A 24,573-nucleotide genomic window follows, 5' to 3' on the forward strand; every position below is an offset into this window, starting at 1 on the left:
CGCGGTTTCCCCCACGGAAGGCGCAATCTACTTGTCTGTCTTATTAGACTTAGTTATATAACTCGATAAGCGAGGCCGCCCGGAAGCCTTGCAGGGAGGATGTTGACCATGAATTTCAAGCAGAAGCGCGATTCGTTTCGAGTGACCGCCGCAGTGTCGCTGGCCGCCGCCGCCTTGGCATCAACCTCGGCTTTCGCGCAAACCGCTCCGCCCCAAGCCGAAAATGAAACCGTCGGCCTCGAGGAAATCATTGTCCAGGCGCGCAAGGTGGATGAAAATCTGCAGGATGTGCCGGTCGCGGTGACCGCCTTCACCGGCGAGAGCCTTGAAGCGCAGGGTGCCATCCGTGTCCAGGATATCGCAAACTTCACCCCGGGGCTTTATATCCGCTCGGGGTCGAATAGCCCCGCCGGCATCACCGTTGCGCTCCGCGGCCAGTTTCAGAACGACACGCTTGCGACGCTTGATCCCTCGGTCGGCACCTATGTCGATGGCGTTTACTGGGCGCGCGCATATGGCCTCAACACGAATCTGCTCGATATCAGCTCGGTGCAGGTGCTGAAGGGACCGCAAGGTACATTGTTCGGGCGCAACACCACGGGCGGTGCGATGCTGATCAACTCCAACGACCCGCGGCTCGGGGAATTCAGCGGCAAATTGTCCGCAACCTACGGGCGTTTCAACGAATTCGAGCCGACGGCGGTCGTCAATATCCCGATCGGCGACAAGGTCGCGATCCGCCTTGCCGGCAAACGCTTCAGCCGCGATGGCTACACCACGAACAGTGTGCCGGCCAATACGGCCAGCGCCGTGACCGCGGTCACCACCGCCGTCGCGCGGCGCCCGGTCGGCGGGAATCTCGATGGCCTGAAGCTTGACAATCGCGACCGCTGGCAGGCGCGCGGCAAGCTGCTCATTCAGCCCACCGACAACCTCAGCCTCCTGTTCTCGGGCGAGTATTTCAAGATGGACGAGGCTGCGCCCAGCCGCAATCTCGTTTATACGACGCGGGCGTTCAGCGGTGCCAATTCGACTTACAACACCGCCGCCACGGCCGGAACATTCGTCGGGATATTGAACGGCAATCCGCCGGCCAGCGCAACGGCGCCCGGCCTGGCGCTTCTTGCGACGGAAGCGGCGCGGCTTGCGGCGGGGGGGCGGATCACCGCCAATAACGAGATCCCTTATGTTTACGCGAAAACCCAGACCTATAATTTTACCGGCGCCCTCGATACCAGCTTCGGTCAGGCGAAACTGATCGCCAGCTATCGCAAGGTCAGCGCCAACGCCGGTTTCGATCTCGACGGTTCCGCCTACGCGATCCACTTCACCGAAAGCCAGCAGGAGCTGAAGCAGCAATCGGCCGAGCTCCAGTTCACCGGCACGATGTTCGGCGATGCCGTCGACTTTGCGGCGGGCGCGTTCGTTTTCCATGAAAGCGGATTCGACCAGTCGATTTCGATCACGGTGCCGGCCCTCAATCCGGTCACTTCGCATTTCTGGGGGTTTATCGATAACGACAGTATCGGCATGTATGGCCAGGCGACCTGGCATCTCAACGACAAACTCTCGTTCACCGGCGGCCTGCGCTATTCGGTCGACGACAAGGGTCTCGAAACACGCAGCAACAACTTCAACCGTACCACTGGGTTGACGACCTGCGCGGTCGTTGCCGGCGTTCCGGCATTCAGTGCCGGCGAGGTCATGGATCCGGTGCAATGCGCCTTCAAGCGCCGCGACAGCTTCGGCGGATGGTCATATACGGCCAGCGTCGACTACAAGCTCAACGACGATATCCTGGTCTATGCCAAGACCGCCAAGGGTTTCCGTTCGGGGGGGCAGAATCTCCGTGCGCCGAACACGGCTTCATTCATCCCCTTCGCCCCCGAAGTCGCTTACTCTTACGAGGTCGGTTTCAAGGGCGAGTTTCTCGATAATCGCGTGCGGCTCAACGTCGCTGCCTATACAAGCGACGTCAACGACATCCAGCGTTCGACGCTGGTTTCCGTCCCGCCCGTGCCCCCGGCGACGGTCCCCGGCACCGCGACGCTGCTCGGCAACGCGGGTAAAGCGCGCATTCGTGGCCTTGAGGGCGAACTGACGGTCGCATTGTTCGAAGGCTTCACGGTGCAGGCATCCGGCGCCTTGGTCGATCCGAAATATATCCGCTATTCCGATTTGACCGGCGACCGCTCGTTCGAACGGTTCAGCGGTGTGTTCGAGAAACAATATTCGCTCGCGGCAGATTACACCACGCCGGTCGGCAACAGCGCGCGGATCAAGCTTCACGTCGATTATTCGTGGCGCAGCAAGGTGCCGCTCGACATCTATGACTATGCACCCAATCCCGAAAATGATGCGATCGTCGCCGCGACGACCGGGTCGGCGCTCGGCCTGCTCGGGGCGCGTGCCTCGGTCGAATTTCTCGACAGGTTCGAGATCGGCGTGTTTGCGCGCAATATCACCAACGAGCGCGAATATGTTCAGAACCAGCTCGTGGCGCCGATCGGATATATTTCGGCGACCTACAATGAACCGCGCACTTATGGCTTAACCGCCAGCTTCGAATTCTAGGACCACAGGGCGCTCCTATGGAGCATTGGGGGAGGGGACGGCTTGGCCGGACCCTCCCTCTTTTTTCCGGGAAAGGAAAAACATGAGTTCGGAACCATCGAGCCGCCGCGGTCTCACCCTCGGACTGCTCGTGATCGTCGCGATCCTCAGCTATGTAGATCGCCAGGTTTTCACGCTGTTCCAGGACGATATCAAGGCCGAACTGGGGCTCGACGATGGCCAGCTTGGCCTGCTGACCGGCATCGCCTTTGCTGCCTTTTACGCGCTCGCCGCCTTTCCAATCGCGCGTTATGCCGATCGCGGCGATCGGCGGCTGGTGATCGCGGTGTGCGTGTCAATCTGGAGCGCGGCGACGGCGCTGTCGGCCTTTGCGTTCAGCTTCTGGCAGATGTTGCTTGCACGCATCGGGCTCGCCGCCGCTGAAGCAGGGGCCGGTCCGGCGGGCATGTCGCTGCTCACGGACATTTTTCCCAAGGAACGCCGCACGACGGTCATTTCGGTCATGCTGGCCGCCAACGCCGTTGGGCTTTCGGGGGGCCTCGCGCTCGCGGGGTGGCTGTCGCAATGGTATGATTGGCGCACGGTCTTCATCATCGTCGGCTTGCCCGGGATTGGTGTCGGTTTGCTCGTCTATCTGTTGGCCGCCGAACCGCGGCGCCGCGGCGTCGTCGAGCCGGTCGCACCGCCGCAGACGAGCCTTGGCGAAGTGCTTCGCACCATGGCCGCCAGCCCGTCGCTGCGCTGGGTCGGGCTGCTGCTTTGCATGGTGCCGCTGACCGGTTTCGCCTTCATTCTGTGGGGGGCATCCTTCTTTCAGCGGGTGCACGGCATGGACAAGACCGAAACCGGCTTCTGGCTTGGCGGGGCGATGGCGGCCGGGCTGGTGATCGGCAATCTCGTCGCGGGTTGGGTCAGCGACCGTTATGGTCAGGCGAACCCGCGGTTCAACGGCTGGTTCGCCGGTATCGGACTGCTCGTGTCATTTCCGTTTGGCGTGGGGTTCGCCTTGTCTGCCGATCCGTACGTTGCACTCGCCTGTTTCGTCGTCGTGAAATTCATGATGACGCTCCACCTCGGCCCGATCATCGCGCTCTGTTTTTCGCAAGTGCCGGTTCAGATGCGGGCGATGATGTCGGCGACGATCAATATGTTTATCGGGCTGGCGGGCGTCGGGCTTGGCGGCACTGTGGCCGGCTATCTCAGCAAGGCGTTTACGCCGGGCTATGGCGAACTGTCACTTCAGCCGGCGCTGGCGATCCTGTCGGGTTGCCTGCTCGTCGGGGGAGTCGCTGCAATCATGGCAGGCAGAACGGCAAAACCGCTGGCGGAATGAAGCAAACGCCCCTCCCCTTCAGGGGAGGGGCGTTATTCAGGCAGCGGCCTTTGCGCTCGTCGCGACCTCGGGCGTGACACCGAACAGCCGCGCGGCATTCAGCCCCAGAATGTTGCGCCGCACCTCTTCGCTGACATCCATGTCCGCGAACAGCTCGTCCACGATGCGGCGGCTGATCGGGAAGGTGCCTTCGGCGTGCGGATAATCCGAACCCCACATGACATTCTTCGCACCCGGCAACCCCGCCGCGGCCGAAACGATGCAGGCGCGGTCGTGCTGGAAGCTCGCCCAGATCTGGTCATCGACAATTTGGCTCGGCGCGCGGCTCAGTTTCGGAAAGACGAAATTGGAATGCGCAACCGACACTTCGTCCATGCGCTCGGCGAGTGCGACAAGCCAGCTGGCGCCGCTCTCGATGAATGCGACGCGCGCGCCGGGATTACGGTCGAGCACGCCGCCCGATACCAGATACATTGCGGTTTGCTGGGCGTCGGTCATCTGGTTGGTATAGTTGATGATGCCCGCGCCGGGACCGCGTTCGATGACGACGGTTTCGAGGCCGGTGCCGGTGTGCATCACGAACACGATCCCCAGCGCTGCGGCTTTGGCAAAGACCGGATCCCACGCTTCGCTGTTATATTTGGGCAGGTTGGGCGGCGACACCGCCGGCAGCATCGCGGCGGTGAAGCCTTTCGCCGCCAGATAGTCGAGTTCGGCAAGCGTGTTAGAAAAATCGAGCACGGGCAGCATCCCGCAGCGCACGAAGCGGTTGGCGTGCCCGCCAAGGAAGCTGTCGTTCCAGTCGTTGTAGAGGCGCGCCGAAGCGGCTTCGGCGTCGGCATTGTCCAGGCAGTAAAGCCACAGGCCCAACGAAGGAAAACAGATTTCGCTGTCGATTCCCTCCAGCTCCATATCTTCCAACCGACCAGCGATTTCCCGGATACCGCGCCGTTCATTGTCGCCCAGCGCCTTTTCGCGATGCTGGCCGACGCGCAGACGATAGATGATCTTATCCTTCGTGCCGGTGATCAGATAATCACCCTCTTTCCGGGCGTGGATTGCATGATCCTTCAGCGACGCGGGCAGGCCTTCCAGGAAAATATCGGCCGGTTCCATGATATGGCTGTCGGCGCTGAATACGAAGGGCTTCATGATGGTCTTCCTCTCGACTCGGCTTGATCTGATTTTCTCTAATAACTACCTAGTTATATAAGTCGCGGCAAGGAAAATCTAGACATACGGCATATCTACGTATAAACAGATACCTAATTAAGGGAGATGCTCATGCAAATTGCCGGTGCCAACGAGACGCTTGCCAGCCGCACCGCACGGGCGCTTGCCGGCCTCAGCCTCGCCGCCGACCCCGGCGACTATCTCGGCGCCGAGGACGATTTGCTTGGGCGCTTCGGCGTCAGTCGGCCGACGCTCCGACAGGCGGCCAAGATGGTCGAGCGCGACCGGCTGATCAGCATCCGGCGCGGAACCAAGGGCGGCTATTTTGCCGAACGTCCCGACGCCCGCGATGCCATCCAGTCGCTCGCGCGCTTCCTGCGGATGCGCGGCGCCAGTCTGGGCGACGTCATCCAGGTCACGCGTCCGGTATCGGAAGAGGCGGCGGTCGCAGCCGCACGCTTGCGCACCGACGAGGATTCCGAACGGATGCAGGCGTTCGTCGATCGGATCGACGGGCACGACACGGCGCGCGAGTTGATCACGGCCGAAGTCGAACTGGCGCGGATGATCGCACAGATGAGCGGGAATCCGGTCGTCGAACTGGTGATGGAGATCGGCTATAGCTTTGGCCTCGATGAACGGGGCAGCGACCTTTATGCCGATGCCGATCGGCGCGAGCGCACCCGTGCGATGCAGCGCAGCCTGTGTCAGGCGATTATCGACGGCGACGCCGATATCGCACGCCTGATGATGCGGCGGCGGTCGGAGCAGTTTGACGTCTGGCTGCACCTCGGCGTCGCGTCGCAGGAACAGATGGTATGACAATCGTCCAGTATCAGGGCTTTGCCGGCGTCCGGTTGGAGGCCGAAGTGGTCGGAGCGGATGATGACCCGTCGGTGCTGCTGGTCCACGGTGCGGGACAGACCCGCCGCGTCTGGGACAGCGTTGCCGAGGCACTTCGACAGGCGGGGCGCCGTGTCATCAGCCTCGACTTGCGCGGCCATGGCGGCAGCGAATGGCCCAAGGACGGCCGCTATGATTTCGATTCGATGGTCCAGGATCTGCGCTCCGTGCTCGCACAACTCGGCACACGGCCGGTGGTCGTTGCTTCGACGCTTGGCGGCTGGGTCGCCAGCGCGGCGCTCGAACGCGATGCGGCGATGCTCGCGGCCGGCCTGGTGCTTGTCGATCTCCCGCTCAATGTCGATCCAGCCGTCTCGCACAAGATCGGCGCGCGACTCCGCGAGGTCGCCGCGCTCAGCCCCGGCCAGGCCCGTTGGGATGTCCGTATGCTGGGCGCTTTCGATACCGCATCGATGACCGAGCGCCTTGCCGGTGTCGCCGAGCATATCGCGGTGCCGACACTCTATGTTCGCGGGGCGATGAGCGAGATCGTCTCGCGGGACGACGCGGCGGCGTTCGTCGATCGGCTCCCCGACGGCGAACTCGTCGAAGTCGAGGATGCGGCCTTTGTCGTGACCGAGGACCGCATCGATGCGTTGGGCGGCCATCTGATCGATTTTCTCGAACGCCGTGCGCCGCGCGGTTCGCCCGAATATCGCGCCGGGTCTGACGCGCGCACCTTCCGCGACGCCCTCGGATGCTTTGCGACCGGGGTCACGGTCGTCACCGCTTTCTGCCCCGACGGCACGCCGATTGGGCTGACCGCGAACAGCTTCACGTCGGTATCGCTCGACCCGCCACTGCTGCTCGTGTGCATCGCGAACAACGCCGGCAGCGCGCCTCACCTGCGCGCGGCCGAGCGCTTTGCGGTGAATGTGCTGCAGATCGGACAGCAGCCGACCTCGAACCGTTTTGCGGGAAAGGGTGAAGACCGCTTCGCCGCGACCCCATGGGAAACCGGCGAATTTGGTACGCCAGTCCTGACCGGTTCACTCAGCAGCTTTGAATGCGTGCGCGATGCGGTGCACGACGGCGGCGATCATTTCCTTTTGGTCGGGCGCGTCGTGAAAGCGATTTTCGAGCCCCGCCGCGACCCGTTGCTCTACTTCCGCGGCAAATACCGGAAACTCCATTTCGCTTGACGACTGGACAAGGCGCGTTCGGCATCATATCAAACCTAGTTAGATAACTGGGAATCGGGAGAGAAGCATGGCCTGGGTCAATCAGGACAAGTGCGCGATCGTCGGCGTCGGGGCTACCGACTACTATGTCCGGGGCAAAAGCTGGCCCCGCACGATTAACGACATGGCAGCCGAGGCGATCATGAACGCCTGTGCCGATGCGGGGATCAGCCACAAGCAGATCGATGGCTTCTCCTATTATTCGACCGCGGGCGCGGGTTATCTCGACAAGTTCGATACCGCCAGCCTGATGGAAACATTGGGTATGCCGCACATCAGCTGGTCGGCGACATTGACCAGCGGCGGTGGCGGCTGTCCGGGCGCCATCGGCCTCGCGACAGCGGGGCTGATGAACGAGGATTGCACTTATACCGTCACGCTGATGGCGCTGCAGCAACTGCCGCAGCATCGCCTCGGTGTCGTGTTCGGTTCGGCAGCGCCCAATCCGGAAAACAGCTTTCTCCAGCCATCGGGCCTCGTCGGCCCAGGCCATCTGATGTCCGTTCTCGCGCGCCGACATATGCATCTTTACGGCACCACGCAGGACGCCTTCGGCGAGGTCGTGATGGCGACCCGCGCCAACACCCACAATCGGCCCAAGGCAGTGCGCAAGGAACCGCTGACCAAGGAACAATATGATGCATCGGTGATGCTCGCCGACCCGCTCCGCCGCCTCGACTTCTGCCTCGAAACCGACGGCGCGGTCGCCGTCATCACGACGACGATGGACCGTGCGAAGGATTGCCGCCACAAGCCTGCGGTCGTCCATGCTGCGGCGCATGGCGGCCAGCGCGAATGGGGCCGTGCCTTTGCGTGGATGGGAATGCCCGACCCGCATTTCGCCAGCTCGGGGCATAAATTCACCGCCGACCGCGTCTGGGCGCAGTCGGGGCTGTCGGCCAAGGATATGGACGTCGCGCTCATCTACGATCATTTCAGCCCGATGGTGCTGATGCAGCTCGAAGATTATGGCTTCTGCGAAAAGGGGGAGGGCAATGATTATGTTCTCTCGGGCAAGCTTCGATACGATCCGGCGACCGGCAAGGGCGTCAACGGTGGCACCCCGGTGAACACCCACGGCGGCAACCTCAACGAAGCCTATATCATCGGTATGACCCACATCGTCGAGGGCGTCGAACAGGTGCGCGGCACCGCGATCAACCAAGTCAAGGATGCCGAATTCGCGCTTGTCTCGGGCGGCCCGGCGTCGCTCCCCGTCTCCAGCCTCATCCTGCGCAAGGAGTGACCCTCATGACCTACGGCCCCGCCCGCGCGCTTCCCGGCGACCAGATCCGCATCACCACCAACCCCGACACCGAACCTTTCTGGCAGGCGGCGAAGGAGCATAAGCTCACCGCGTGCGAATGTGGCGAATGCGGCCATTTCCGGATGCCGCCGACCGCCGTCTGCCCCGAATGCGGCAGCCGCGCCAAAAACTGGCCTACGCTCCCTGGCACCGGCACGGTGTTCAGCTATGCTATTTGCAACAAGAACCCCAAGAATGGCGAGGATTATGTCTATGTCCCCGTCGTCGTCGACCTCGATGGCGCGCCCGGCACCCGCCTGAACGCGAACGTGTCGGGCTGCGATGCCGAGGATGTCCATATCGGGATGAAGGTCGTCGTCGACTGGACCCTGATCCAGGACGATTGGGTACTCCCGAACTTCCGCAAGGCCTGACCGATGCTCGGCGACCTTAACATCGTCGAGATTGGCGAGGGGATGGCGGTTCAGGTCGCGGCGCTGATGCTGTGCGAACTCGGCGCCGACGTGCTGAAGGTGGAGCGCCCCGGCGGCGACCCAGCGCGCGGTACCGCACCCTTTGCCAACTGGAACCGCGGCAAGCGCAGCCTGATCCTCGACCTTGATACCCCCGACGGCCTCGCGGCGCTGACCGATCGCCTCGCGGGCGCCGACGTCCTGCTCCACCAGTTCACGCCGCAGCAGGCGCACGCGCTGGGCCTCGACGACGCAGCCTTGGCCCGCGCCTTCCCCCGGCTCGTCATCTGCGGCATCACCGGCAGCCCGCATAACCACCCTGACGTCGAACGCAGCGCCGACGATCTGCTCGTCGCCGCACGCGTCGGCGTGCTTTACGAGAATGACGGTTATCGTGGCGGCCCTATCGTCTACCGCTATCGCCAGGGCAGCTGGGCGGCGGCGCACCTCGCCGCATCGGGCATCCTCGCGCGGCTCGTCATGCGGCTTCAGTCGGGCCGCGGCGGCGCCGCGCACACCTCGCTGTTCCAGGGGTTTCTCTCGACGCTGCCGCTCGTCTGGGCGCGCAACAGCGAAGGGCCGATGCCCAATCCGCCGACCTATGCCCCCGACGTCCCGCGCGCGATGGCGCAGCAGCTGTTCGAGTGTCAGGATGGCGACTGGCTTCAGATCATGGATCCGACCCGCCAGTTCGATTACGCCACCATGCCGACGATGTGGGAGGTAATGGCAGAGGCGGACGTCGACCTCGAGACCCCCGAAGGCGTCGAAGCCGCCTTCCGCCTGCGCCCGCGCGACCGCTGGATCGCCGATTTGCGCGCTGCCGACATCGCGGTCGAGCCCGCCTATCCGATGGGCGAAGTCCTGCGTCATCCGGAGGTCGAGGCGAATGGCTATGTCATCGAGGTCGATGACCCCGATCTCGGCAAGACGCGGCAGCCCAACGTCCCTTTCCACACCGACGCCGATCTGCCGCAGGGGCGCCCCGCACCGCGCCTTGGCGAGGGCGGCGATAAAGGTTGGACCCCGCCGCCCGCCGCAACTGGCAACGGCGCTGCGCCCGCCGAAATCCTCGCAGGCGTCCGCGTCCTCGACCTCGGCATGTTCCTCGCCGGACCAATGGGTCCGTCGATGATGGGCGACATGGGCGCCAATGTGATCAAGGTCGAGGCGCTGACGGGTGACCGCATCCGCTTCATGCATCGCTATTATCAGGCGGCGGCGCGTTCGAAGCGCAGCCTCGCGCTCGACCTGACGCGGCCCGAAGCGCAGCCGATCCTCGAACGGCTGATCCAGTGGGCCGAGGTCGTTCACCACAATATGCGGTTCAAGGGCGCGGCGAAGCTCGGGCTCAGCGAAGAGGGCATTCGCAAATATAACCCCGACGTCGCGTTCAACTATGTCAGTGCCTATGGCCAGCGCGGCACGCGCGGCAACTGGCCGGGCTATGACTCGATCTTCAACGCAATCGCGGGCTGGGAGTTCGAGAATGCCGGCGAAGGCAACAAGCCCGTGTTCAACCGCCCCGGCACGATGGACGTCACCTCGGCGCAAAGCTGTCTCGTCGAAATCATGGCTTCGCTCTATGCGAAGCGCGCGGGGGGCAGGGGGCATACGACGCAGACGTCGCTGCTCGGCGTCGCGGCTTTCACGCAGGGCGAGCGGCTGATCGGACCCGACGGAACGCTTACCGAAACCTATCACCTGACCAGCGATCAGACGGGATTTTCGCCCTATCATCGCATCTTCGAGTGCGCCGATGGCAAATGGATTGCGGTCGCGGCGCACCGACCCGAACAGCAAGCCGCACTGCGCGACCTGCTCGGCGAAGAAGCCCATTTCGAAGCCGCCGTGAAGGGGCGAACCGTCGCCGACCTGCTCGCTGCGCTCGACGCCGCTGGCGTCCCCAGCGACGCGGTTATTTTTGAGGATGCGATGCACCGTTTCTTCGACGATCCGCAGAATCGCGATCTGAACCTCGTGTCTGTCCTGCCGCAGCCGCTCTATGGTCTCGTCGAACAGCCGGGCGCCTTCTGGCATTTCGGCGACGTTCCGATTGTCTTCAAGCGTTGCGCGCCCGCGGTCGGCCAGCATCGCGACGAGATTTTGCGCGAAATCGGCTATTCGGATGCCGAGATCGCGGGCTTCCGCGAAGCAAAGATCATCGCCTGATGGCGCCCGCCGCGCTTCTGCCTGACGGCCTCGCAGCTGCGGTCGAGGCAGCGAGCGGCGCGCGCGTGACGGCGGTTCGGCCGCGCGGCGGGGGCGGCGCATCGCGCGACGGCGCCGAACTCGACCTCGTCTGGCCCGACGGACGCGCGGCAAGCGCGTATATGAATTATGATGTGCATAAAGCCGGAGCAGGGGACGACGCCGCTTTTCTGCGCGAAGCGGCCGTTCTGCGCGCGCTGTCGGGTCCACTGGCATCGGCTGGCGTGCGGGTTGCGCCCTATTTCGCATCGGTGCCCGACCAGCGCGCGCTCGTGTGCGGTATGGTGTCCGGCCAGGACCGTTTCGGCGGCATCGCCGATCCGGCCCAGCGCAGCGCAATCGCGGCCGATTTTATGGCGCAGCTCGCGGCGCTCCATCGCATTGACGTAACCGCATGTCCGGTCGAGGGCATGGGCGCCGTCGAACCCGCCGACGCTTTCATTCAACGTCGCCTCGCCGCACTGCGCGCCGCGAACAGCGGCAGGGCGTGGGATCCGCTGATCCACCTGTCGCTGAACTGGCTCGCGGCAAATATCCCCGCCGATATGCCCGCGCCTGTGATCGTCCACGGCGACGCCGGGCCGGGCAATTTCCTTTACGAAGGCGACCGGGTCACGGCACTGCTCGACTGGGAACTGGTGCATTATGGCGACCCGATGGCGGACCTCGCGATGCTCTGCTTGCGGATGCTGTTCCAGGGCTTTGTCCCGCTTCCCAAAGCCTTCGCAGATTATGAAGCGGCGGGCGGCTACCCGGTCGATCTGGGGCGCGTACGTTATTGGCGGCTATTATTCCAAACCGGCTTCGCGCGGCGGTCGCGTTACGACGATCCTGACGCGCCGCCGCCGCCAAACCTGGGCATGAACCTCGTCTATTCTACGATCCACCGCCGCGTATTGTCAGAGGCGCTGGCCGACGCAGCGGGGATCGCCTTGCCGCCGGTCACCATGCCCGACGCGCCGCTCGGTGCCCATGACCGCAGCTTCACGATCGCGCTCGATGATATCCGCGACAGCATTGTGCCGCGTCTTTCCGACCAGCAGGCTGCGGTGAAAGCCAAGGGCTTAGCGCGGCTGATCAAATGGTGGCGCGCGATCGAACGCTTCGAACCGGAGTTTCACGCGGTCGAGAAGCAGGAGGTCGAGGCTGCACTGGCCCTCGAATTTGCCGATCACGCCGCCGCCTGGGCGGCTTTCCGCGACGCGGTGGCCGCCGATCGCATCGCCACTGCAATCGCGATCATCCTCTGCAATGCGCATGAGGCGCGCGAGGCGGCGCTGATGGCTGATGCCATGGGCGGGCTTGCCCAAACGACGTTCGCACCGCTGGAATAAATGACAGGGCACTTCATTTATTGACGAAGTGTCAATTTTGGACTTGCTGCGCTTCCGAGGCCGGTTTACCTCGGTTTCTTACGATAAAAACGGACGGAGATGATGTGATGGCTACCGATATTCTGGGTTATAAGGGCAAGCGGGTCGTCGTCATGGGCTGTTTCTCGGGAACCGGCGAAGCCGCCGCCCGTGCTCTCGTTGATATGGGCGCCGAAGTGCATGGCGCGGACATCAAACCATCCCCCGTCGACCTCGCCAGCTTTACCGAAATCGACCTGAAAGACCCCGAAGCGATCGCGGCGGGCATCGCCAGCATCGGCGGTAAGGTCGACGCGCTGTTCAACGTGTCGGGCCTGCCGCAAACCTTTCCGGGCGAGGATGTCGTCACGGTCAATTTCCTCGGCATTCGCGCCTGGACCGAAGGCTGGATTCCGCACCTTAATCCCGGCGCTGCGATCGTCAGCGTCTCGTCGCTTGCGGGCATGGGCTATCTGGCGCGTCAGCCGCTGCTGCGCGAATTTATGGGCATCACCGACTTTGCGCAGGCGCGGCAGTGGTACACCGATCGCGCCGCCGACCTCGGCGATCCCTACACCTTGTCGAAAGAGCTCATCAACACCTGGACCCAGGTCAGCGCGCCCGACCTGATCGGCCGCGACATCCGCATCAACTGCACGATGCCCAGCCCGATCGACACGCCGATGCTTGGCGAATTCCGCAAGATTGCGGGCGATGCGGTGCTGGGCGCATTTGCCAAAGCAAAGGGCCGTTATTCGACCCCGGAGGAACAGGCGTTGCCGCTGATCCTGCTCAACAGCGACGCGGCACGTTTCATCAGCGGCGTCTGCCTCCCCGTCGATGCGGGTCTCTCCGGCGGGTTGGCCACCGGCGTTCTCAACATTCAGCAGATGATTGCTGAGGCGTCGTCGGCGTGACTCAACTTCCCTGTGCCGACGTCATGGGGAATGGAACCGTCCGCGCGGCGATTGGCGAAGGCGCTGCGACGGCTGCGCCAGGGCTCCTCCAACGGCGGTTATGCCGCTGTTGGCTCCCCATCGCGAAGCAGCAGCGGGGATTGCCACAGCTACCCGCGGGCGCCCAGCATCGTCGATATACTGTACGCCGCTGCGGCCTTGAGGTCGGCGTAGCCGACGCCGTCATCTTCGCGGCTCATCGGGCCGATAGCCGAGAGACGTTCCAGCATCATCAGCATCGTTCCGGCGCACGAACGCGGCGACAGGTCGGCTGGGATACGACCAGCCGCTTGCGCGCGTTCGACCTGCTCGCTGATCGCCATCAGGATGGGGCGCGCCAAGGTCATCCGCGCTTCGTAAAAGCGCGCGTCGCCTTCCTCGGCAGCAAGGTTTCTCACCACGAATATCGTCCGGTTGCGGTTCCAGATATCGGTATAACAATCGACGAACGCTCGCGCATTTGCGGCGGCCCCGGGGGCCAGCCAGTCGCTCGCCACGATCGCTTCCAGTTCCGGGGACGTTTGCGTGGCATTTTCAAGCGCTGCCAGAACAACCTCTGGTACGCCTTTGAAATAAACATAAAAAGTTGCCGGCGATGTGTTGGCGGCGCGGGCGACATCGACCACCGACACGTCACGCAGCCCGTGGGTTTCCAGCAGCGCGACGGTGACATCGATCAGCTGCTGACGGGTGCGCTGGCCTTTGGCGCCCAGCTTGCGACCAGTTCCATCAATCACCGCATCGGACGCCACGCGCCGCGCATCCACCGCTGGTTGTTGTGTCGTCAAATTCGTTTCCCGGTCAAAATAGACTCCTCTTCCTAACAGCAGGGTTGCGATAAGGCAAAAAGTTGACGTATCGTCAAAAAAAGCGAAAAGCACAGTAAATTGGGGATTTGGGATGGAAAGGCTGATCGGCAAAACTGCCGTTATCACGGGTGCCTCAAAGGGAATGGGCCGACATTTCGTCGCTGCCCTGACGGGGGCGGGGATGCGCGTCGCCTGCCTCGCCCGGCCCTCCGAAGAACTGGACAGTCTGGCGCAGCAATTTGGCGACGCCGTCCTGCCGCTGCCGTGCGATGTGACTTCTTCGGCAGCGGTCGATGCCGCCATTGCGCAAACGGTGGCGGCATTCGGCCGCATCGATGTCGTCGTGGCCAACGCCGCGATCTACCATCCCTTCGCGTTCGAACATGGCAGCGATGACCTGATCCGTGATCATGTCGATATCAACATCCTCGGCGTCGCCTGGTTGATCCGCGCCGCGATTCCGCATTTGCGCGAAACCAAGGGACAGATCGTCGCGATCAGCAGTGAATCGGTTCGAATGCCCTTCCCGATGTTGGCGCTTTATGCCGCGACCAAGGCGGCGGTCGAAACGCTTTGTCAGGGCCTGCGCGACGAGCTCCGCTCGGAAGATATCCGCGTCACGATCCTCCGCTCGGGCTCGGTCAAGGGGGGCTCGGGCGGCAAGGCATGGTCGCAGGAGACTGTTGCGGCCTTCTACAAAAAGATCGTTGAAACGGGTCATGCGTCGATGTCGGGCGAATCTGCCACGCCCGAATCGATGGCCGCGTCGCTGCTCGCGGTCGTCGGTCTTCCCGCCGACATCGGGGTCGACTTGATCGAGGTTCGCGCCGCGCAGGTTGGGATGCCCGATGGGGCCAAGACGGTTGAGACGTAAGTGACCCCCAAACGCAATCTCCCCCTGCTGATCGCGGCGTTGTGGGTTGCCGAGGTCACCGGGTCGTTCGAAACCGCAATGATTCTCGCGGCGCTCAAAAAGCTGATCGAGGATTTCGGCAACCCCGCAATGGTCGGCTGGCTGATCACCGGCTATCTCATCGTCGGCGCGGCGATTGCGGCGGTCGTCGGCCGTCTCGGCGATTTGTTCGGGCGAAGGCGGGTGCTGATTGTCGTGCTGGCGATCGGCGCGATCGGTTCGCTGATCAGCGCGCTTTCGACCAACTTCCCGGTGCTGCTCGCCGGTCGGCTGATGCAGGGGGTCACCGGCGCGATCCTCCCCTTATGCATCGGGCTGGTGCATGAAAATATGCCCAAGGATCGCGCGCCCATGGCGATCGGCCTGATGATATCGGGTGCGTCGATCGGCACCGCGGCAGGGCTGGTCGTTGGCGGCATGATCGTCGATCAGTTCAGCTGGCATGGCATCTTCTTCACCAGCGCCGGACTGTGCGTGACCGCTGCGCTCGCGACGCTCGCCTTCGTGCCCGTTTCGATCCGGCGCCCATCGATTCAGGCGGTCGATTGGATGTCCGGCCTGGCCTTTGCACCCGGCGTGGCGCTCGTGCTTGTCTATTTCAGCATGGGAAAAAGCTGGGGCTGGGGCAATCCGATGTCGCTGGGCGCGCTGGCGCTCGGCGTCGCGCTCGTTGCCTGGTGGGTTCGCCGCAGCTTGGCCAGCGCCAATCCGCTGATCGCCATCCGCAGCTTCGCCGACCGCACGATCGCCGTCGGCGGAGCCGTCACCGCGCTCGTCTCGATGAGTACGCTTCAGATCACCGTGTTCTTCTCGCTGTTGCTCCAGGCGCCGGCATGGACCGTTGCCGGACTTGGCCTGACCGCGACCATGGCCGGTCTGGCAAAGCTCCCTTCAAATCTTAGTTCGACCTTCGCGGGGCCGCTCGGAGGCTGGCTGGCGGGCCGGGGTGGAGGTCGGATCGCGCTTGTTGTTGGCGGCCTTATCACCACGGCCGGGTGGCTGTTATGGTTCGTCCTCGAAATTGACAGCTTTGCGCTCGCGGTCGCGCAGCTCATCGTGATCAGCTTTGGCGCGACGATGCTTTTCTCGGTCGCTCCAACGGTCATCGCGCAGGCCTCGCCGCCCGAACGGATCAGCGAGATTTCGGGAATGCTAACCGTCATCCGCCAGCTGTTTCTGGGCATCGGCGCGCAGATGGTCACGACCTTGCTCGCGGTCGATGTCGTGCGCCGCGGCGATGAAATCTATCCCTCGCCGTTCGCATACGACCTAACCGTCACTGTCATCGTCGGCATCTGTCTCGTGGCGATTCTCGTCGCGTTTGCGCTGCCGCGACAATTTTCACCGCAGGAACAGCCATGAGACCACTCCCCGAACTCACACCCGAAAACACCGCCTTCTGGACCGGCGGCGCCGACGGCAAACTGATGATCGCCTTCTGCGCCGACTGCGACCACGCGATCCACCCGCCGCAGCTGATCTGTCCGAAGTGTTGGAGCGAAAAGGTTGAAAGCAGGGCGGCTCCTGGGACCGGCACAGTTTATACCTACACGGTGAACCACCAGCAATGGGCTCCCGGAATGCAGGTCCCCTTTGCCCTCGCCGTGGTCGATCTCGACGGCGCCCCCGGCGTCCGCGTCACCGCCGAAGTTGTCGGAACCGACCCCGAAAGTGTCGCCATCGGACAAACGATGCGCATAACCTTCGCCAACATCGAAGACATCTGGTTTCCGCAGTGGGAGCCGGCGCAATGACGCTGAATGCAGCGATTACGGGCGTCGGCATGTCCGACATCGGGCGCAAGACCGGACGCCCCGCAATGGCGCATCTTGCCGAAGCGGCGAAGCGCGCGCTCGAATGCGCCGGGCTCACCAAGGACGATATCGAAGGCATTTCGACCTATCCGGGCAAAGCCGACAATTCGCCTGGCATGTCGCCACTGGGTACCGGCGAGGTCCGCAACGCACTCGGCCTCAAGACCCGCTGGCACGGTGCGGTGCCCGATGGTCCGTCCCAGATGGCGCCGCTGATGGTCGCGGCAATGGCGGTCGCAACCGGGCAGGCGCGTCATGTCCTTTGTTTCCGCGCGCTTACCGAAAGCAGTTCGCAGACCGCGACCCAGCGCGCGAGCATCCCGGGTGCGGGTCGCGCCAGGCTAGGCGGCTGGTACAGCTATCTTGTCCCTGCCAACGCCATGTCGGCATCGAACTGGGCGGGCTGGATGGCGACGCGCTATTTTCATGAATTCGGCATGACGCGCGAGCATCTGGGACTCGTCGCAACCGGTCAGCGCGCCTTTGCCCAGCATAATCCATCGGCGGTGATGCAGGCGCCGCTGTCGATGGACGATTATCTGGGCGCGCGGATGATCTCGTCGCCGCTCGGGCTGTTCGACTGCGACGTACCGATCGACGGGGCATGTGTGGTGATCGTTTCGGCCGCCGACGCCGCCAAAGATTGCGCGCGCGCCCCACTGACAATCGAAGCGATGGGCGCGGCGCTCGCGTCGCAGGAAACATGGGACCAACGCGCTGACCTGACGACGATGGGCGCGCATGACAGCGCGGCGGATATGTGGAGACGCACCGACCTCAAACCCGCCGACGTCGACATGCTCGCGCTATACGACGGTTTCAGCATCTTCGTACCTTATTGGCTCGAAGCCCTCGGCTTCTGCGGCCATGGCGAGGCAAAGGATTTCATTGCCGAGGGCAATATCGGTCCTGGCGGACGGTTTCCGGTCAACACCGGCGGCGGACAATTGTCGGGTGGGCGACTGCACGGTTTCGGGTTGTTGCACGAGGCTTGCACGCAATTGTGGGGCGATGCCGGCGGGCGGCAAGTTGCGGACGCGAAGACGGCGGTGTGCGGAATGGGGGGTGGGTTCATTGCGGGATCGATGCTGATCCGGCGCGACTAGCTTTCTTCCCGCCCGCGCGGGAGGGCGATTACAAGTCGATCCACCGCCGCTCGTCGCTTGCCATCACCGCCGCCTCGACCACCTCCTGCACATGCAGCCCCTGGGCGAAGTCGGGCGCCGCCTTGCCGACCCCGTGGATCGCATCACGCATCGCTGCAAAAATCGACGCCAGCGCCAGCAGTCCGGTCTCGGGCCGGTCTGCAACCGCATGGCAACCCGGTACCTTCAGACACGCAGGCGCAACCCCAATCTCCTCCATCATCGCGGTGCCCAGCGCCGTATCCTGGGTGCCGAACAGCCTTGTATCATGCGCCATCGGAAACACTGGCGCGCGTGCTTCGAGCCTGCCCGCCGATCCCCACACTGAGAAGCGAAACCCTTCGCCGCCGATCTTCGACCAGTTAGCCTCCACCCGCGTCGGCAATCCCGATGCGTGGCGCAAGAGTAGCGACGCGCGGTCGGGCACCTCGGGGCGGATCAGGTCGCCATTGAGTGGCCATTGCTTCAGCGCCAAGGTCTGATCTGATGCAACAGATGTGACCGGCCCGAAAAAATGCACCAACAGATGCAGCATGTGGCTGCCCAGGTTACGCGCGGCGCTCGCGCCGTTGGCAGGATCAGCGAACCAGACATAGCCGGGCACATTGGTCTGCAATGCGCTGAACAAAGGCACCTCGAACGCGATATCTGCGCCGAAAACGTCGCCTATCCAGCCTGCATCGACCATCGCCTTCATCTGTACCATCGCCGGAACCGCCTGCATGAAGGCATCGACGATCGCGACCGTCCCCGCGTTGCGCCACGCATCGGTCATCGCGCGGGCATCGGTCAGATTCCTGGCAAAGGGAATGCCGTTATACACATGCTTGCCCGCGCCGAGCGCCGCCATCACCATGGCGTAGCGTAAAGGCGGGCGCGTGCCGCAATCAACGATGTCGATATCGGGATCGGCGGCCATGTCGCGGAAATCATGGAACGCGCGCGCAACGCCGAACTCGGCGGCAGCTTTTGCGGCCGTCTCGGGCCGCGAGGTGCAGATTGCGGTGACCTCGATCCCGTCGAGGCTGCGCCATGCGGGCAGGTGGGCTTTGGCGCCCCACGCGGCGCTGATGATGCCAACGCGAAGGGGAGGGGAGGCCATGCCGCGCCCGCCGCTCAGGCGATCGCCTTCTTGTTCTTCAAATCCTCGATCCGGTCCCATTCGAGCCCCAATTCCATCAGAAACAGTTCGGTATGCTCCGATGCCTCGGGCGCGCGGCTATTCTCGACGCCCTCGCGGTTGAACTGCACCGGATTCGCGACGAGCCGGATCGGCGCGCCGCCATCGGCACTCTCGACCTCGAAGATCAAATCATTCGCCAGCACTTGTTCGTCGCTCGCGACGTCGTGAACCGACTGATAGGCGGCCCATTGCCCCTTCATCGTTTTGAGATGCTGAACCCAATAGGAATAGGGCCGGGCCGCAATGGCTTCCTTGACCAGCGGATAGGCCTCGGTCGCATTCGCCATAATGGCCTCGGCGGTCGAAAAACGTTCGTCCTTTGCCGCGTCGGCGATGCCGAGATGGCCGAACACATCCTCTATATAGGGGCCTGGCGACAAGACGGTCAGGTTGATGAACTTGCCGTCGGATGTCTTGAACACGCCCATGAAGGGATTGGTGCCGACCGCTTGGCTGCCGCCGGGCATCTGATTTTCGAACGGATCCGCGCCCAGTTCCATCGCGACGTCGATCGAGCAGGCGGTCGCCCAAATCCCCGACGACAACAAAGACACATCGACCTCGGTCGCCTCGCCGGTGCGCTCGCGGTGGAACAGCGCTGCCGCAATCCCGCCTGCGATGTTCATGCCGCCGATCGTGTCGCCATAGGCCGGGCCGGGCTGGGTCAGCGGTCCATCAAGCGCTTTGGGCGTTACCAATATGGCCGATCCGCCGCGCGCCCAATATGCGGTTGAATCGAACCCGCCCTTGTCACGCTCGGGGCCTTTGTCGCCGAACGCGCTGCCGCGAACATAGATAATGTCCGGATTGGCGGCGCGAATATGCTCGAGGTCGATCTTCAGCTTCTGGCGCTGGCTCGGCAAATAATTGGTCAGGAACACGTCGCACGTCGCGGCGATTTCGTAGAGGAGTTGCTGCCCCTCGGCGGTCGAAATATCGATGCCGACGCTGCGCTTGCCGCGATTGGGATGCTGCATCAGCGACGAGCGCTGCGGATTGACGGCAAGTCGTTGCAGCATCTGGATGCCCCGCTGCGCATCGCCGCGCACCGGATGCTCGATCTTGATCACGTCGGCGCCCCAGTCGGTCATCACGCCGCCAGCGGCCGGAACGAAGGTGAATTGCGCGACCTCGAGGACGCGGATGCCGGACATCACTTTGGTCATGCGCTTGTTCCTTACTCGGCGTGGAAGCCGATGACTTTCTGATAGGTGAATTCGTTGAGGCCATCCTCGCCATATTCGCGGCCATAACCCGAGCGTTTGATGCCGCCGAACGGCGCGTCGGACTGCATCGTGCCGGCGCCGCCGTTGATCGATACCCCGCCGGTGCGCAGCTTGAGCGCCATTCGATAAGCCTGCCCCGCGTCAGCCGAATAGATCGCGCCCGACAGGCCGAAATCGCTGTGGTTGGCCATCGCGATGGCTTCGTCATCGTGGTCGAAACCGATGACAGCGCCGATCGGCCCAAACACCTCTTCCTGCGCCAATCGACTGTCGTTCTTCACATTGTCGAATAGTGTCGGCTCGTAATAGAAACCTTTGTCGAGGCCGCTGGGGCGTTTGCCGCCCGCAACCAGTGTCGCCCCTTCGTCCTGCGCGATCGCGACATAGTCTTCGGTGCGCTTGCGCGCGACTTCGCGGATCAGGGGGCCATAATTGACGTTCGGGTCGGCCGGGTTGCCAATCTTGAGATGCCCCAGCATCGCCTGCATCGCCGCGACAAATTGCGGGCGGATGCTGTTGTGGACGAGATGCCGCGTGGTGAGCGCACATCCTTGGCCGCCGTGCGTGGTAAACCCCATAATGCCCGCGGCCGCCGCCTTCTGGATATCGGCGTCGGCACGGACGATCAGCGCCGACTTGCCGCCAAGCTCCATCACGATACGCTTGAGCGTCGGCGCCGCCTGCGCCTGGATCATCGCGCCGACTTTATCGGACCCGGTGAAGTGGACGAGGTCGACTCGCGGGTCAGTGGTCAGCAGCTTGCCAGTCTCGATGTCGCCGGTGACAATGCTCAGCACGCCTTTCGGAAGTCCGACTTCATCGGCGATCTCGCCGAGCACAAGCGCTTCCATCGGCGTGTAGGGCGAAGGCTTAAGGACGACCGTACAGCCGACAGCAAGTGCCGGGATCACCTTGCCGATATTGAGAAAGAACGGAAAGTTATAGGGCGAGATCGCGGCGACGACGCCGACTGGCTCACGACTGACAACCCCGGTGCCCAGCGTTGTGCGGCCCTGTGCGTTGGGCGTGAGCTCGACTGGCAGCGACGAGACCGCAGGCCGCGAAGCGAGCTCGACTGTCCGGCGCGCATGTTTCATCGGAATGCCATATTGCAGGAACTCGGCGAGCATCCGCGTGGCGCCGGCCTCCGCGACGATCATATCGACTATTGCCGCCTTCCGCGCGTCGAGCGCATCGAGAAAGCGCGTCAGGATCGCCTGACGCTGGGCGACGGGCATATAGGCCCAATCCCCTTGATCAAAAGCGATGCGCGCCGCACCGATCGCAGCGTCGACCTGCGCCGCGCTGCCGACCGGTGCTTCAATGATAAGGCTTTCGTCGGCGGGGTTGATCACAGCCTCGCGCCGGTCAGTCTTCTGCCATTCGCCGCCGACATAGATGGCGTCGTCATATTTCAAAAATGCCATAGTTTTGTTCCTGTCAGGCGGTTTTGGCGTCCCAGACGATCGGCAGATTGCGGATCGACAAAAGCCCCGGGATTACCGTGGTGTCAGCACCGGGTTTGATCGTGAACGGCGGCACGCGGGTCAGCCATTCCCTGAGCAGCACACGTAGCTCGCGCCGCGCCAGATGCGCGCCGAGGCAGATATGCACGCCGCCAATCAGCGTGAAGTGCCGGTTGTTCTTGCGCTCCGGGTCGAACTGGCGCGGGCAAGCAAATTGCTGTTCGTCGAAATTGCCCGAGCTGTTGATGCACGCGATCCAGTCGCCTTCCTTCAGGTCGACGCCGTGCCAGGTGAAATCCTTCTTGATCCGGCGGCCGCTATTGACCAGCGGTTGAACCCGGAGGAACTCTTCCACCGCGCTGTTCACCACCTCAGGGTTGGCGCGGATGCGTGCCTGCAACGCGGTGTCGAGCGCCATGCGGCGAAACATCTGGCTGATCGTCGAGGCGACGGTGTCGAGTCCGCCAAGCCAAAGGAACCAGGTCATGCCGATCGTTTCGTCGGGGGTTAGCGGCGTGCCGTCTATCTGCCCGTTGGCGATATAGCTGCCCAGTGTCTCGTCAGGTTTCGCCTGCTTCTCCGCAATGAAGCCGCGTAGATAGGCAAGGATGCCCTTCACCGCTTCGGCTTTGGCGCCGATATCGGGATTGTGCAGGATCGCATATTCCCACTCGAGGAATTGGTCGAACATGCTGAATGGAAAGCCCATCAGGTTTAGGAACACGCGAACCGGATAGATGCGCCCAAAATCATAAGCGATATCGACTTCACCGTCGCCAATCACCGCGTCGATCATCTCGGTCACGATCGCGTGGATCTTTGGCTCCATGTCGTTCATCGCAACCGGTGTGAACCAAGGATTCAGGAATTTGCGATAGCGGCCATGATCCGGCGGATCGATGCCGAGCGGGATCGAGGGGAAGCTCTCGCCCGCGAGCGCCTGGAATTGCGCGGCGCCCTCGGTCGAGAACAGGTCATTATCCTCATACACGCGGCGAATGTCGTCGTAATGCGACACCGTCCACGCGCCATGCTGTCGTCCGCTGGTTGGCCAGGGGTAGTAAAGAATGCGCGGCACGTCGGGCGAGCGCATGGCATCCGCCGGCAGGTACGGATCGGGCAGGTCATTTGCGACTTGGCCCTGGGCGAAGCGCGTGTCGAGCACCAGTTCGGGGGGGACATGCGCAGGAACGGCAGGCGCATCTGCCGGCGCGCGTGCGATCGGGCAACGGGACATCGTTTCACTCATGGGGCCGATCCGATCAAGCCGACGCGAACATGCGTTCGATATCGCCCGACGTTACGGGGCGTCGCGCCTGGCCGATCGCATCCATGCTGTCGGTCTTGAGCCCGCCCAGATTGTGCCGCGGGCTGACATCGACGTCCTTGCCCAGTTCGCGCAGATGCGCGACCGTGCAATTTTCGCGCCCGCCGTTCAGCGCGAAGGCGTCGAAGCTGTACTCACGCATCACATTCTGATGCGTGATCTTGTCGATCGTTTCCTTCGACAGCCCGTTGACCGACGCCCAGAGATATTCGGGAACATTGGGCCATACGGTGTCCGAATGCGGATAATCGCATTCGTAGCAGACCATATCCTCGTTCATATATTCAAGGTTCTTCACCCCGAACTGGTCGTCGATGAAGCAGCAGATGATGTGGCGTTTGAACAGGTCCGACGGGCGCTCGCCCTTGAAATCGGTGAAAGTCCATTCGTGATGATGCTCGTGCGTGAAATCGGCGCGCTCGAGGAAATAGGGAATCCAGCCGATGCCCCCTTCGCTGAGCGCCATGCGCAGATCGGGATAGCGCTGCCAGAAGGTCGCGAAAGTCCAGTCTGCGGCCGAATTGGCAATCGAGATTGGCATCGCGGTGATCCACGCGTCGATCGGGCTTTCGGGTGAGGGATGCATCGCGCGCGCGCCGGTGCCGATATGGCAGTTGATCACCATCTTGTAGTCGCAGCACGCTTTCCAGAACGGCTCCCAATATTCGTTATGGATGCTCGGCAAGCCGATGTTCGAGGGATTATCGGAGAAGCTGACCGCATGGACGCCCAAATCGCGCATCCGTTTCAATTCGGCGAGCGTGTCGTCCATGTTCCACATCGGGATCAGGCACATTGGGATGAACCGGCCGGGCGCGGCAGTGCACCATTCCTGTACATGCCAGTCGTTCCAAGCGCGGCACGCGAGCAGCGCCTCTTCAGGATCCTTCTGCGCCATTCCCACGAAGGTGCCGCCGGCGAAGCTCGGCATGGTCGGGAAGTTGAGCGACGCGAGCACGCCATTAGCGTTCATGTCGTCGACGCGAAGCTTCGGATCATAGGTGCCGGGACGAAGCTGATCGAAGGAACTGGGCTCCATGCCATATTCGCTCCGCGGCCGGCCAACGACGGCATTAAGGCCGATGGTGGGGAAGCGTTGGCCATTCCACAACCAGACATCTTTGCCCTTGTCCTGCACGATCCGCGGGGCGCGGTCCTTCTTTCCTGCGGGATAATGGCGGATGAACGCCTCGGGGGGCTCGATCGCATGATCGTCGACGCTGATGATCACCATGTCGTCCATCTGCATGGCGACTCTCCTCTTCCGGTTGATTTGTTGTTGCGTGCA

The 24,573-nt window shown here is 63.0% G+C and carries 20 protein-coding genes; 13 read left to right on the forward strand and 7 right to left on the reverse strand.

The features are described from left to right. The first annotated feature begins 108 nt into the window (after positions 1 to 108). Positions 109 to 2,574, forward strand: a complete 2,466-nt coding sequence (locus tag VGN68_RS08640; RefSeq protein WP_327475787.1) for a TonB-dependent receptor — start codon at positions 109 to 111, stop codon at positions 2,572 to 2,574. 82 nt (positions 2,575 to 2,656) lie between these two features. Further along, on the forward strand, positions 2,657 to 3,907 hold the full coding sequence (locus tag VGN68_RS08645; protein ID WP_327475789.1) for an MFS transporter: 1,251 nt from the start codon (positions 2,657 to 2,659) through the stop codon (positions 3,905 to 3,907). Between the two features lie 36 nt (positions 3,908 to 3,943). On the opposite strand, the gene VGN68_RS08650 is transcribed toward VGN68_RS08645, so the two are convergent. Beyond that, positions 3,944 to 5,059, reverse strand: a complete 1,116-nt coding sequence (locus tag VGN68_RS08650) for an amidohydrolase family protein (RefSeq protein WP_327475791.1) — start codon at positions 5,057 to 5,059, stop codon at positions 3,944 to 3,946. Between the two features lie 132 nt (positions 5,060 to 5,191). Here VGN68_RS08650 and VGN68_RS08655 point away from each other — a divergent pair, with 132 nt between their 5' ends. From VGN68_RS08655 to VGN68_RS08685, 7 genes are all read left to right on the forward strand, one after another. Further along, positions 5,192 to 5,902 (forward strand): FadR/GntR family transcriptional regulator, encoded by a 711-nt coding sequence (locus VGN68_RS08655; protein WP_327475793.1) that lies wholly within the window; start codon positions 5,192 to 5,194, stop codon positions 5,900 to 5,902. Further along, complete coding sequence (locus tag VGN68_RS08660; protein ID WP_327475795.1) at positions 5,899 to 7,125, forward strand: alpha/beta fold hydrolase; 1,227 nt, start codon at positions 5,899 to 5,901, stop codon at positions 7,123 to 7,125. Before VGN68_RS08655 ends, VGN68_RS08660 begins: the two co-directional genes overlap by 4 nt. Positions 7,126 to 7,192: 67 nt before the next feature. Further along, complete coding sequence (locus tag VGN68_RS08665; protein ID WP_327475797.1) at positions 7,193 to 8,410, forward strand: thiolase C-terminal domain-containing protein; 1,218 nt, start codon at positions 7,193 to 7,195, stop codon at positions 8,408 to 8,410. Between the two features lie 5 nt (positions 8,411 to 8,415). Next, a complete protein-coding gene (locus tag VGN68_RS08670; RefSeq protein ID WP_327475799.1) occupies positions 8,416 to 8,844 on the forward strand; it encodes a Zn-ribbon domain-containing OB-fold protein in 429 nt (142 codons plus the stop codon). 3 nt (positions 8,845 to 8,847) lie between these two features. Beyond that, entirely contained in the window at positions 8,848 to 11,055 is a 2,208-nt protein-coding gene (locus VGN68_RS08675; protein WP_327475801.1) for a CoA transferase, read from the forward strand. Beyond that, on the forward strand, positions 11,055 to 12,428 hold the full coding sequence (locus tag VGN68_RS08680; RefSeq protein ID WP_327475803.1) for a phosphotransferase family protein: 1,374 nt from the start codon (positions 11,055 to 11,057) through the stop codon (positions 12,426 to 12,428). The genes VGN68_RS08675 and VGN68_RS08680 overlap by 1 nt, the downstream gene beginning before the upstream one ends. Positions 12,429 to 12,535: 107 nt before the next feature. Further along, a complete protein-coding gene (locus tag VGN68_RS08685) occupies positions 12,536 to 13,363 on the forward strand; it encodes a coniferyl-alcohol dehydrogenase (RefSeq protein WP_327475805.1) in 828 nt (275 codons plus the stop codon). Positions 13,364 to 13,512: 149 nt separating this feature from the next. Here the strand turns inward: VGN68_RS08685 and VGN68_RS08690 are convergent, their stop codons facing one another. Further along, positions 13,513 to 14,322 carry a TetR family transcriptional regulator gene (locus VGN68_RS08690; protein WP_327475807.1) on the reverse strand — a complete coding sequence of 270 codons (810 nt, stop codon included), beginning with the start codon at positions 14,320 to 14,322 and terminating at the stop codon, positions 13,513 to 13,515. Here VGN68_RS08690 and VGN68_RS08695 point away from each other — a divergent pair. From VGN68_RS08695 to VGN68_RS08710, 4 genes are read left to right on the forward strand one after another with little or no spacing between them, the layout of a single operon-like run. Continuing rightward, positions 14,303 to 15,085 (forward strand): SDR family oxidoreductase, encoded by a 783-nt coding sequence (locus VGN68_RS08695; RefSeq protein ID WP_327475809.1) that lies wholly within the window; start codon positions 14,303 to 14,305, stop codon positions 15,083 to 15,085. The genes VGN68_RS08690 and VGN68_RS08695 overlap by 20 nt on opposite strands. Further along, positions 15,086 to 16,486 (forward strand): MFS transporter, encoded by a 1,401-nt coding sequence (locus tag VGN68_RS08700; protein WP_327475811.1) that lies wholly within the window; start codon positions 15,086 to 15,088, stop codon positions 16,484 to 16,486. After that, a complete protein-coding gene (locus tag VGN68_RS08705) occupies positions 16,483 to 16,878 on the forward strand; it encodes a Zn-ribbon domain-containing OB-fold protein (protein ID WP_327475813.1) in 396 nt (131 codons plus the stop codon). Before VGN68_RS08700 ends, VGN68_RS08705 begins: the two co-directional genes overlap by 4 nt. After that, positions 16,875 to 18,044, forward strand: a complete 1,170-nt coding sequence (locus VGN68_RS08710) for a thiolase family protein (protein ID WP_327475815.1) — start codon at positions 16,875 to 16,877, stop codon at positions 18,042 to 18,044. The genes VGN68_RS08705 and VGN68_RS08710 overlap by 4 nt, the downstream gene beginning before the upstream one ends. 28 nt (positions 18,045 to 18,072) lie before the next feature. Here the strand turns inward: VGN68_RS08710 and VGN68_RS08715 are convergent, their stop codons facing one another. The 5 genes from VGN68_RS08715 to VGN68_RS08735 are packed head-to-tail and all read right to left on the reverse strand — an operon-like array spanning position 18,073 to position 24,534. Next, the gene (locus VGN68_RS08715) at positions 18,073 to 19,185 is read right to left on the reverse strand and encodes a Gfo/Idh/MocA family oxidoreductase (protein ID WP_327475817.1); all 1,113 of its coding nucleotides are present in this window, start codon (positions 19,183 to 19,185) and stop codon (positions 18,073 to 18,075) included. A 14-nt stretch (positions 19,186 to 19,199) separates the two neighbouring features. Beyond that, the gene (locus VGN68_RS08720) at positions 19,200 to 20,432 is read right to left on the reverse strand and encodes a CaiB/BaiF CoA transferase family protein (RefSeq protein ID WP_327475819.1); all 1,233 of its coding nucleotides are present in this window, start codon (positions 20,430 to 20,432) and stop codon (positions 19,200 to 19,202) included. Positions 20,433 to 20,443: 11 nt separating this feature from the next. Then, positions 20,444 to 21,919, reverse strand: coding sequence for an aldehyde dehydrogenase family protein (locus tag VGN68_RS08725; protein WP_327475822.1), 1,476 nt, complete (start codon positions 21,917 to 21,919; stop codon positions 20,444 to 20,446). A 13-nt stretch (positions 21,920 to 21,932) separates the two neighbouring features. Then, entirely contained in the window at positions 21,933 to 23,207 is a 1,275-nt protein-coding gene (locus VGN68_RS08730) for a cytochrome P450 (protein WP_327475824.1), read from the reverse strand. Positions 23,208 to 23,220: 13 nt separating this feature from the next. Beyond that, a complete protein-coding gene (locus VGN68_RS08735; RefSeq protein WP_327475826.1) occupies positions 23,221 to 24,534 on the reverse strand; it encodes an amidohydrolase family protein in 1,314 nt (437 codons plus the stop codon). Positions 24,535 to 24,573 lie beyond the last annotated feature (39 nt).

This window comes from Sphingopyxis sp. (genome assembly GCF_035998965.1).
Taxonomy (GTDB): Bacteria; Pseudomonadota; Alphaproteobacteria; order Sphingomonadales; family Sphingomonadaceae; genus Sphingopyxis.